Below are 10,294 nucleotides of genomic sequence, written 5' to 3' on the forward strand. Positions count from 1 at the left end.
GTTGTATGACGCGTTTGTCCTATTTGACGTTGGTGGTGCGCTTCGCGGCGTACATCTCGTCGATGACTGTCTCGAAGTCCTTCATCACCTGGGCGCGCTTCACTTTCATGGACGGGGTCAGATGGCCGGACGCCTCCGTGAAGTCGGACGCGACAATCCGGAAGGACTTGATGGCTTCGGCCTGGGACACCGAACTGTTGGCCTGCGTAATGAGATCCTGCACGGCTGCCTTGACCACAGGATTCTCCACTGCCTCCTCCAGGCTGGTGGACTCGGGCAGCCCATGGCGATGCAGCCAGCCGGGGAGTGCTTCCGGGTCGAGGGTGACCAGGGCGCCGATGAAGGGCCTGTTGTCACCGACAACCAGGACCTGCGAGACCAGCGCGTCAGCGCGGATCTGATCTTCCAGGAGGGCCGGGATGACGTTTTTGCCGCCGGCAGTGACGATAATTTCCTTCTTCCGGCCGGTGATCCACAAGAAGCCATCCTCATCGAGGCGTCCGATGTCACCGGTGCGCAGCCAGCCGTCGGCAAAGGTTTCCGATGTCAGGCCGTCAAGGTTGTAGTAGCCCCGCATGACGCAGACGCCCTTGGTTAGGATTTCGCCGTCGTCGGCAATTTTGACCGAGTTGCCCGGCAGGGGCTTTCCCACCGAACCGATCTTGATGAGGGCCGGGGTGTTCACCGAAATGGGTGCGGTGGTCTCCGTCAGGCCGTAACCCTCCAGGATCTGCAGGCCGATGCCCTGGAAGAAGTGGCCAAGCCGTTCGCCGAGCGGTCCGCCGCCGGACACTGCATGGGCCACGTTTCCGCCCATGGCAGCGCGCAGCTTTCCATACACCAGCTTGTCGAACACCATGTGCTTGAGTTTCAGCCCCAGTCCCACGTGTCCGGCCTGGCGGGCCTTGGAGAACGCGATGGCGGTCTCGGTGGCCCGATGGAAGATGGCGCCCTTGCCGCCGTCCTCCGCCTTGGTCAGCGCCGAGTTGTAGACCTTCTCGAACACGCGGGGGACAGCCAGGATGAAGGTGGGTTGGTAGCTTTGCAGGTCAGCGAGAAGGTTCTTGATGTCGGGAGTGTGTGCCACGGTGGCGCCGGCGGCAACGGCGAGGACTGAAATGAAGCGCGCGAAAACGTGGGCCAGGGGCAGGAACATGATGGTTTTGGCCTGCTCATTGACGACGTCGCCCAGGATCGCCAGCGTGTTGTCGGAGAGTTCAACGAAGTTGCCGTGTGTGAGCTCGCAGCCCTTGGGGCGGCCGGTGGTGCCGGAGGTGTAGATGACGGTAGCTACGTCGCTGAGGTTGGCGGATGTCCGGCGTTCCTCAAGGTCGGCATCGCTGACATCACGCCCCGCCTCACGGACCGCGTCCAGCCCGGCGCCGTCGAGTTGCCAGACGTGCTGCAGCGCCGTGAGGCCCTCAGAACTGGCAGCCTGGCGGATGATGTCCTCGTGGTGGGCGGACTCGCCGAAGGCGGCAACGGCGCCCGAGTCGCCGAGGTTCCAGGCGACCTGCGACGGCGATGACGTCTCGTAGATTGGCACCGAGACGGCCCCGGCGAACCAGATGGCAAAGTCAACAAGCGCCCATTCGTAGCGTGTGCGGGACATGATGCCCACCCGGTCGCCGGCGGCAACACCGCTTGCGATCAAACCCTTTGCAAGCGCAGAGACGTCCGCCAGGAAGTCCTTTGCGGAGATGTCGCGCCAGGCGCCCGCGGAGTCGAGCCGGGAAAACAATGCCGGGTTGCTGGGCTTGGCGGCCTGCCGCAGCACCAGATCGGTGATGTTGGTTTCCGGTGGGACAACAACCAGTGGCGGAACACTGAATTCGCGCACTATAGCTCCTTTGATATCCGTGGACCCGCGCCGGGTGTCCCTAAAGACTAATACGCCTGCAACGTGGTCGTGCTGTCCTAAACCTACTGGCCAGTAACATGCGAGTCAAAGGGTACGGGGACGGCACGGGGCCGGCCTACCGGAACCGGGCCCGGCGTCGCGCCTAGAATGAGTCACTATGTACGCAGCGTCCCCCCGTGAGCAGGCCAGTCCGCCCAGCCGGCCGGTGCCCTGGCGGCAGCGGCCCCGGGCTGGCCGCACACAGACCTGGCGCGGGGAGGGGTTCCGCGCGAACCCGCGGCTCGGGCGCAAGGGGCTGGCGATCGGCATCGACATCGGTGGCACCAAAGTGGCCGCCGGAGTGGTGGACACCGACGGCCGGATTCTCAGCGAGGCGCGGCGATCCACGCCCGGCAGCGATCCGCGGGCCGTGGAGCGGGTCATCGTGGAGCTCGTGGACGAGCTGGGCGCCGGTCACCGGATCCGGTCAGTGGGTATCGGGGCGGCCGGCTGGATGGACCTCGACGGCGGCACAGTACTTTTCAGCCCCCACCTGGCCTGGCGCAACGAGCCTTTGCGGGCCAATCTGCAGCGCCTGCTGCGCAGGCCCGTCCTGTTGACTAACGACGCCGATGCCGCGGCGTGGGCGGAATGGCGCTTTGGTGCCGGGCAGGGGGAGAGCCGGCTGGTGTGCATCACCCTGGGCACGGGCATCGGCGGCGCGATGGTGATGGACGGCCGCCTGGAGCGGGGCCGGTTTGGTGTCGCCGGTGAATTTGGCCACCAGATCATCATGCCGGGCGGACACCGTTGTGAGTGCGGCAACCGGGGTTGTTGGGAACAATATGCCTCGGGCAATGCCCTGGGGCGCGAAGCAAGGATCCTGGCGGCGGCCAATTCGCCGGTGGCGCAGGAACTGCTGGCTGCGGTGGGAGGACAACCGGACCGGATCACCGGGGCGATCGTTACCGAGCTTGCCCTAGCCGGTGACGCCGCCTGCCGTGAGCTCCTCGACGAAGTGGGAGAGTGGCTCGGCCTGGGCCTGGCAAATCTCGCCGCGTCGCTGGACCCGGGACTCTTTGTGATTGGCGGCGGGCTCTGCTCAGCCGGGGATCTGCTGGTGGAACCGGCCCGCAAAGCGTTCGCCAGGAATCTGACGGGCCGCGGCTTCCGTCCCGCCGCCGGCATCGAACTGGCAGCACTTGGACCCAACGCCGGGCTCATCGGAGCAGCGGATCTGTCGCGCGTCAGCAGCCGCACGCGCGGCTGAGGCGCGGAACTAACACTGCCGGCGAAACCGCTCAGTCGAAAACGCTCAGTCGAAAACGCCCAGACGACACCGCTGAGTGGGGACCGCTGCGGCGAGCAGCTCAGACGCGGGCGCCGTCGTCGTTGTCGTCTTTTTCCTGGGGCAGCTTCATGATCAGGTAGACCACGGCCAGGATGAAGGCTGACACCATGCCAACTATGGCCAGCAGCGGCGCTGATCTCCAGAACATGGCCGACAGGAGCAGGGCAATTGGGCCACCCACCGCGCCAAGCCACGCAAGCATGGTCAGCGGGTCCGTTCCGGAAAGGCTTGGCGGTTCCTCCGGGACGAAGTCGCCGCCGTCGTCCTCCACCGCATAGTCCCGCGGGCTGCCCTGGATGTCATGGCCATCCTGTCCGGTGCCGGTAGCCCCGCCGGACCGTGGTTGACCGGCGCTGCCGCTCCGGGCTGCCGCCGAACGCTCGGCCGCGGACAACTCTGTGGGGGCCCGGCCGGCAAGGCCCAGGGGATCAAAGTCGCGGAAAGTTGCGGGCCGTCCGGGCGTGGTGCCTGGAGCCAGGGACGGGGTTGGACCCGGGGCATCGGGTCCTTCAGCATCTGGAATGTCCGGATCGTTTGGATTGTCCGGAGCGTTCGGCGCCGGGCCGTCCTTCGCCGTGCTCCCGTCCGCCGTGCTCCCTTCGGCGAAGCTTGTGCCCTCCAGCCGGGCAACAAGATCGAGCCAGACAGCGTCGTCCTGGTTTGCACTCTGGTCCGGCGAGCCGGAATCGGGCCTAGTCATGGGCAGCACGCTCCTTAAGATCGGCTGCCGCAGCCTCGGCCAGCACGGTCCGGATGAAGTCCACGGACCCGCGGAAAATGTCCTCGGCGTCGTTATCCAGTGTTGCTACGTGGTAGCTGTTCTCGAGTGCGGACAGCGTGAGCCGAGCGTTGACCAGGCCGCGGCGCAGGGCCACGATGCTCGAGTCTGAAACCACGTGGTCCACCGTGGAACGGAACACCCGGACAGGGGCGGTAACACGGGGGAGCAGCCGGATGGTGTCCTTGAACATTTTGTTCAGTTCATGGGCCGCGGCCACCGGCGTCCGTGGATAGGCCCCTTCGTCCATACCGGGTTTCAGGATGTCGTTGGCGATCGCCGGAGTGCTCTTCAGAACCAGCTTGAGGATGCCGGCCAGCGGGGCGCGCGGATCGTCGATGACCAGGCCCGGGTTGACCAGGATCACGCCGGTGACCGGCCTGGTGGCGGCGATCCTCAGTGCAAGCGCACCGCCCATGCTCAGCCCGGCGACGAAGACATGGTCGCACTGGGCATCGAGTTCGAGGAAAGCGTCGTCAAGGGCGGCATGCCACTGCGTCCAGCGGGTCCGCGCCAGCTCCTGCCAGCTGGTCCCGTGGCCCGGGAGCAAGGGCATGCGAACGGCGAAGCCGGCGTCGGCGAGTGACTGGGCCCAGGTACGGAGCCCATGCGGGCTGCCCGTAAACCCGTGCGAGAGAACCACTCCGACCCGGGCTCCGTCACCGCCGGCCGGGCTGCTGAACGGGCTGTGGTCCGGAAGGCTGGTCATGAAGTCTCCGAGGTGGGTTGGGCGGCGTTTGCAGTGGGGACTGGCTCTGCCGTGCCGCCGGAGCGGTCACTGGCCGACTGGTCGCTGGCCGAATGGTCGAGGAAGAACCGGATGGAACGGTTGAAGATCTCTGGAGCGTCAAGGTCAAGGGTTGCCACGTGGCCGCTGTTGTGGAGATCAACCACTTCAACCAGCCGGGGACCCAGCCGGTGCCGCAGCGTCGAAAGCGAGGTGGGCGGCACCACGGAGTCTGCCCTGGACTTGAAGACCTGCACCGGGGCGTTAACCTTGTTCAGACCGCGGACGGCTGCGCCGAACAGCTTCTTGAGCTCATGCACGGCTGCCAACGGCGTGCGCGAGTAGTCGCCGTCGTCGGTTACTGCCGCCGTCGGCTGTTCCTCCTGGAGGGGCAGCGTGGTCCGCTGGAAATACTTGAGTACCCCGATGACCCGGACGCGGCGGTCGTAGAAGCTGAGCCCCGGGTTCACCACCGAAACGCCTGCCACAGGGTGCCGGGCGGCCGTCAGCAGTGCGATGGCACCGCCCATGGACAAGCCGGCCACAAAGCAGTGGTCCGTGCGGGCGTCCAGTTCCTGGTATGCGGCTTCGAAGGTTCCGTACCAATCCCGCCAGCGGCAGCGCGCAAGCTGCCTCCAATCAGTCCCGTGCCCCGGGAGAAGGGGGACCGACACGGCAAATCCCTGCGCGGCGAGCTCCTCAGCCCACGGCATGACGCTAAGCGGGCTGCCGGTAAAGCCGTGGCAGATGGCGATCCCGGTCCTGGCGTTAGGTCCGTGGCCGGGGTAGCTGAAAGCGGCAGGCCGGGGCGGTGTGCTGCTTTCTGTCATGACTCCATCGTGTCACTCTTCGCGACAAATCTCACTAGAGTAGGGTTTCATTGAAGTGCTGGCCTGACCCAACGGAGGGCTGGCCGGCAGGCTTCCGGAGAGGTTCGACACGTGTTTTATTGGGTCATGAAAAGGATCTTCCTGGGGCCGGTGCTGCGGCTTCTTTTCCGCCCCTGGGTCAAGGGCCTGGACAACGTTCCGGCGGGGGGCGCGGCCATCATCGCTTCGAACCATCTGTCTTTTTCCGACTCCATCTTTATGCCGCTGATGGTCCCCAGGCCCGTCGTTTTCCTGGCAAAGTCCGAGTACTTCACGGGCACCGGTGTCAAAGGCCGGCTGACGGCAATGTTCTTCAGGCTCACCAACCAACTGCCCATGGACAGGTCCGGCGGGGCAGCGTCTGCGCTTTCACTGAACGCCGGCATGGATGTCCTCACCAGCGGAGGCTTGCTGGGGATCTATCCCGAGGGGACCCGGAGTCCCGATGCGCGCCTGTACCGCGGCAAAGTCGGCGTGGCCAGGCTTGCCCTGCAGGCCGGCGTCCCGGTCATTCCGGTGGCGATGATCGGGACGGACAAGGTCCAGCCGATCGGCAAACGCCTGCCCAATATCCGGCGGATCGGCATGATTTTTGGGGCGCCCCTGGATTTCAGCCAGTACGCGGACCAGGCCGATGACCGGCTGGTGCAGCGCAAAGTCACGGACGAGATCATGTTCGAGCTGATGCGGCTCTCCGGCCAGGAGTACGTGGACGAATACGCCGCCGTCGTGAAGCTCCGGCTCGCCGGCGCCGAGACGGCCGGTCCGGAAGGCAAGGACACGTCCGCCGGCACACTGTGACGCCGCTCCCGGGACGCGTGACGGCCAGGTGTTCCGAAGAGTCCGGCGCGCATTAGTCTTAGATAGTGACTGAGCTATCTGCAAAACCTGCCTTTTCGCTGTCCAGCACCGCCCAGAGCGGAGCAGCCAATTATCCTGGCCTTGATCACTGGCGGGATCTTCCGATCTCCCAGCAGCCGAGCTGGCAGGACAAGGACGTTTTCGATGCCTCGGTCCGCGAACTCTCCGTGGTCCCGCCGCTGGTTTTTGCCGGCGAAGTAGACGTCCTGCGCGAGCGGCTGGCAGCTGCGGCGCAAGGCAAAGCGTTCCTGCTCCAGGGTGGCGACTGTGCGGAGACATTCGAAGCCGCCACCGCGGACAAGATCAGCGCCCGCGTCAAAACCATCCTCCAGATGGCAGTCGTACTCACCTACGGTGCAGCGATGCCCGTCATTAAGATGGGCCGGATGGCCGGGCAGTTCGCCAAGCCCCGCTCCTCCAACGATGAGACCCGCAACGGTGTGACCTTGCCGGCGTATCGTGGCGACATCGTCAACGGGTACGAGTTCACTCCTGAATCCCGTGGCCACGACGCTGCCCGGATGCTCAGGGCCTACCACACGTCGGCTTCCACGCTGAACCTCATCAGGGCGTTCACCCAGGGCGGGTTCGCGGATCTGCGCTCCGTGCACCAGTGGAACAAAGGCTTCACAGAGAATCCCGCACACGCACGCTACGAGTCACTGGCCCGGGATATCGACCGCGCCATCAAGTTCATGGCCTCCTGCGGCGCCGACTTCGAAGCGCTCAAGCGGGTCGAATTCTTCGCGAGCCACGAAGCCCTGCTGCTGGACTACGAGCGGGCCCTCACGCGCATCGACTCCCGCACCGGGTTACCTTACGACACCTCGGCGCACTTCCTATGGATCGGGGAGCGCACACGCGAGCTAGACCACGCCCACATCGATTTCCTCTCCCGGGTCCGCAACCCGATCGGCGTAAAGCTCGGCCCGTCCACAACCGGGGACGACGCCCTGCGCCTCATCGACAAACTGGACCCGGAACGCGAGCCCGGCCGGCTGACATTCATCACGCGCATGGGCGCGGGAAACATCCGCGAGAAGCTTCCCGCCGTCGTCGAAAAGGTCACCGCTTCYGGCGCCCAGGTCCTGTGGGTCACGGATCCGATGCATGGCAACACCGTCACGTCGCCCAACGGCTACAAGACGCGCAATTTCGACGACGTCATTGACGAAGTGCGCGGGTTCTTCGAAGTGCACCACGCCCTGGGCACCGTTCCCGGCGGCCTGCACGTGGAGATGACCGGCGACGACGTCGCGGAATGCCTYGGCGGCGCSGATCCTGTGGACCAGGAAGCCTTCCTGGACARSTACGAGTCRGTSTGCGATCCCCGCCTGAACCACATGCAGTCCCTCGAGATGGCMTTCCTSGTGGCYGGAGCMCTSRCCAAGCGGTAGGCCCCACCAAGCGGTGGTCAAACAGCGGCCCCAATACAGCAAAGGCGATCCGGAACGGTTCCGGATCGCCTTTCCTGTATGCGGGGCCCTATACGACGGTCAAGGTGACCACGGAGCCCTCCGGTGCATCGCTGTCCACGGGGTTCTGGTCCCGGACAGTGCCGAAGAAGCCGCCCAGGATGTTGTTGATCTTGACCTCGAACCCGAGGGACTCCAAGGCTTTGCGGGCGGCATCGGCCTGCTTGCCAATGAAGTTCGGGACGTGCACCATCTTCGGACCCTTGGACAGGGTCAGGGTGACGGAGTCGCCGCGGATCAGGGTTCCGTTGGCAGGGGCCTGGCTGACCACGGCCCCCGCGGGGACCTTCTTGTCGTTGACGGGTTCCGGCGCAATTTTGGCGGTCAATCCGGCGTCGCTGATCGCTTTGACGGCGGCTTGCTGGGTCATGCCCCGGACATCCGGTACAGGGAGGGGCTGCGGTCCCTTGGAAACCACCAGTGCCACCGGAGTGCCGTGGCGGACTGCGGTGTCCTGGGCCGGGGACTGGGAGATGACGGTGCCCGAAGGCACTTTGTCGTCATACTGCTCGGTGACTTTGCCGAGCGTCATCCCCGCCACGCCAAGGGCATTCTTTGCCTGGTCGAGTGTCAGGCCGGTCATCGCGGCAAGCGGGAACAACTGTGGACCCTTCGAGACGAAGAGCGACACCGCTTGGAACTTCCTGACTACCTGGCCGGACGCGGGTTCCGTTCCAACCGCCAACCCTGCAGTGACGTCGTCGTCGAACACGTCTTTTGGCTCGGACTGGAAGCCCGCGGTTCTTAGGAGCTGTTGTGCCTCGGCAACGGTCTTGTTCTTGGTGTCCGGTATGGTTCCGGGCGAGCCGGGCCCCATGCCGAAGAACCAGCCCGCCGCTGTGGCCAGGATCGCCAGGACAATCACGACAATTGTCCAGATCACGGCCCGGCGGCGCGGGTTGCCTTCCCGCAAAGAGCGCGACGGCGTTGCCGCCGCCCGGGCGCGGTCCTTTTCTTCCTGGCGCTCCATGCGCTTGATGTCGCGTTTGCTGGGCGGGGCTTCCGCCGGATCCAGGGGTTCGCGGTCCTGTGGCACTTGGATGTCGAAAGCCGGGGCGCCAGCAGAGAATCCCGACGGCGGAAGCACCGTGGTGGGATTGCGCTGGCTTGAGATAATCTCCGTCGGGCGGCCTATCCGTTCCAGGGGCTCCGTACGTTCGGCAGGGAAAGGGGCGACTACCGCGGTTGCCCCGGCCGCGTCTTGTTGTCCTTCCGGCGTTGCCGCCTTTGCGGCCGGCGGGTTGATATCCAGTTGCGCGTCGCTCAAGGTTGTGCGGATGTGCCGCAGTTCAGACAAGAGCGCCGAACCGTCCACAGGACGCTCTTCAGGATCCTTGGCGGTGCACCACTGGACGAGTTCGTCCACGTCCGCGGCAAGGCCGGGGACTGCGAGCGACGGCGGGGCGACGGCCGCGTTGACGTGCTGGTAGGCAACCTGGATGGGGACGTCGCCGGCATAAGGTTGCCCGCCGGTAAGCATCTCGTAAAGCATGATGCCGGTGGAGTAGATGTCGCTCCGGGCATCGGCGGCTTTGCCGAGGACGAGCTCGGGAGCCAGATATGCGACCGTGCCGATCAGGGCGCCGGTGCTGGTTGTCGCCGTGACGGCCCGGGCCAGGCCGAAGTCGCCCACCTTGATGCGGCCGTCGTCGGCGATCAGGACGTTCTCGGGTTTCACGTCGCGGTGGATCAGCCCTGCCGCGTGGGCGGCCGCGAGCCCTTCGATGACGGGGTCGATCAGTGCAAAGGCAAGCCGGGGCGGAAGCGCCGCCTTCTCGTTGAGGACATCGCGCAGAGTATGGCCTTTGATGTACTCCATGACGATGTATGCAATGTGGCCGTCCTGTCCTTGGTCGAGGACGCCTACGACGTGCGGGTGGGAAAGGCTCGCCGCGGCCCGGGCCTCGCGCTGCAAACGGTCGAGGAAGTTTTGGTCATTGGCCAGGTGCGGATGCAGCACTTTGAGCGCCACGTCGCGGTCGAGCCGTTCGTCGGTGGCGAGATAGACGGTTGACATTCCGCCGTTCGCGAGGCGCGATCGCACCAGATAGCGCCCGTCCACGAGGGATCCGAGGAGTTGGTCCGAAACTTGTTCCTGCACCCTACGATCCTAGTTGAGCAAAAACACGGGCCCGAATCGACATGCGATCCGGGCCCGTGTTGTGCGCCGCGAGTTAGCTGAAGTTCTTCTTGAGGGCCAGGATCGAGGCGACGTAGGCCTTGGTGTCGTCGTACATGCCGTGCTTGCTCACCGAGTACTGGCCCTGGTAGTAGCCTGCGATGGCCGTATTCAAGTCCTTGCTCGTGTTGACGAGCGCCCGGATGATGGCGACGCCGGCGGTCACGTTGTCATACGGGTCGAGGATGTTGAGCTTGCGTCCCACCAATTGGGA

At 65.3% G+C, this 10,294-nt stretch carries 9 protein-coding genes; 3 read left to right on the top strand and 6 right to left on the bottom strand.

The genetic code is table 11. The features are described 5' to 3' along the window. Positions 1-19: 19 nt before the first annotated feature. Positions 20-1,840 carry an AMP-dependent synthetase/ligase gene (locus tag AC1DIM_RS17510; RefSeq protein WP_477711771.1) on the bottom strand — a complete coding sequence of 607 codons (1,821 nt, stop codon included), beginning with the start codon at positions 1,838-1,840 and terminating at the stop codon, positions 20-22. A gap of 178 nt (positions 1,841-2,018) precedes the next feature. Between AC1DIM_RS17510 and AC1DIM_RS17515 the strand changes: the two genes are divergently transcribed. Further along, complete coding sequence (locus AC1DIM_RS17515) at positions 2,019-3,110, top strand: ROK family glucokinase (RefSeq protein ID WP_477711772.1); 1,092 nt, start codon at positions 2,019-2,021, stop codon at positions 3,108-3,110. Between the two features lie 100 nt (positions 3,111-3,210). Here AC1DIM_RS17515 and AC1DIM_RS17520 read toward each other — a convergent pair whose 3' ends face one another. The 3 genes from AC1DIM_RS17520 to AC1DIM_RS17530 are packed head-to-tail and all read right to left on the bottom strand — an operon-like array spanning position 3,211 to position 5,526. After that, complete coding sequence (locus AC1DIM_RS17520) at positions 3,211-3,891, bottom strand: hypothetical protein (protein ID WP_477711773.1); 681 nt, start codon at positions 3,889-3,891, stop codon at positions 3,211-3,213. Further along, positions 3,884-4,678, bottom strand: a complete 795-nt coding sequence (locus AC1DIM_RS17525; RefSeq protein ID WP_477711774.1) for an alpha/beta hydrolase — start codon at positions 4,676-4,678, stop codon at positions 3,884-3,886. The genes AC1DIM_RS17520 and AC1DIM_RS17525 overlap by 8 nt, the downstream gene beginning before the upstream one ends. Next, positions 4,675-5,526: an alpha/beta hydrolase gene (locus AC1DIM_RS17530; protein ID WP_477711775.1), complete on the bottom strand. Its 852-nt coding sequence runs from the start codon at positions 5,524-5,526 to the stop codon at positions 4,675-4,677. The genes AC1DIM_RS17525 and AC1DIM_RS17530 overlap by 4 nt, the downstream gene beginning before the upstream one ends. Positions 5,527-5,637: 111 nt before the next feature. On the opposite strand from AC1DIM_RS17530, the gene AC1DIM_RS17535 reads away from it, so the two are divergent. Further along, positions 5,638-6,366, top strand: coding sequence for a lysophospholipid acyltransferase family protein (locus tag AC1DIM_RS17535; RefSeq protein WP_477711776.1), 729 nt, complete (start codon positions 5,638-5,640; stop codon positions 6,364-6,366). 65 nt (positions 6,367-6,431) lie between these two features. Further along, positions 6,432-7,823 carry a class II 3-deoxy-7-phosphoheptulonate synthase gene (locus tag AC1DIM_RS17540; RefSeq protein WP_477711777.1) on the top strand — a complete coding sequence of 464 codons (1,392 nt, stop codon included), beginning with the start codon at positions 6,432-6,434 and terminating at the stop codon, positions 7,821-7,823. 88 nt (positions 7,824-7,911) lie between these two features. Here AC1DIM_RS17540 and pknB read toward each other — a convergent pair whose 3' ends face one another. Both pknB and AC1DIM_RS17550 read right to left on the bottom strand, forming a co-directional pair. Further along, on the bottom strand, positions 7,912-10,002 hold the full coding sequence (pknB, locus tag AC1DIM_RS17545) for a Stk1 family PASTA domain-containing Ser/Thr kinase (protein ID WP_441438356.1): 2,091 nt from the start codon (positions 10,000-10,002) through the stop codon (positions 7,912-7,914). A gap of 73 nt (positions 10,003-10,075) precedes the next feature. Beyond that, on the bottom strand, positions 10,076-10,294 hold a 219-nt coding region (locus AC1DIM_RS17550), incomplete at its 5' end, for a transglycosylase SLT domain-containing protein (protein WP_477711778.1).

This window comes from Pseudarthrobacter sp. 01T43 (genome assembly GCF_056398665.1).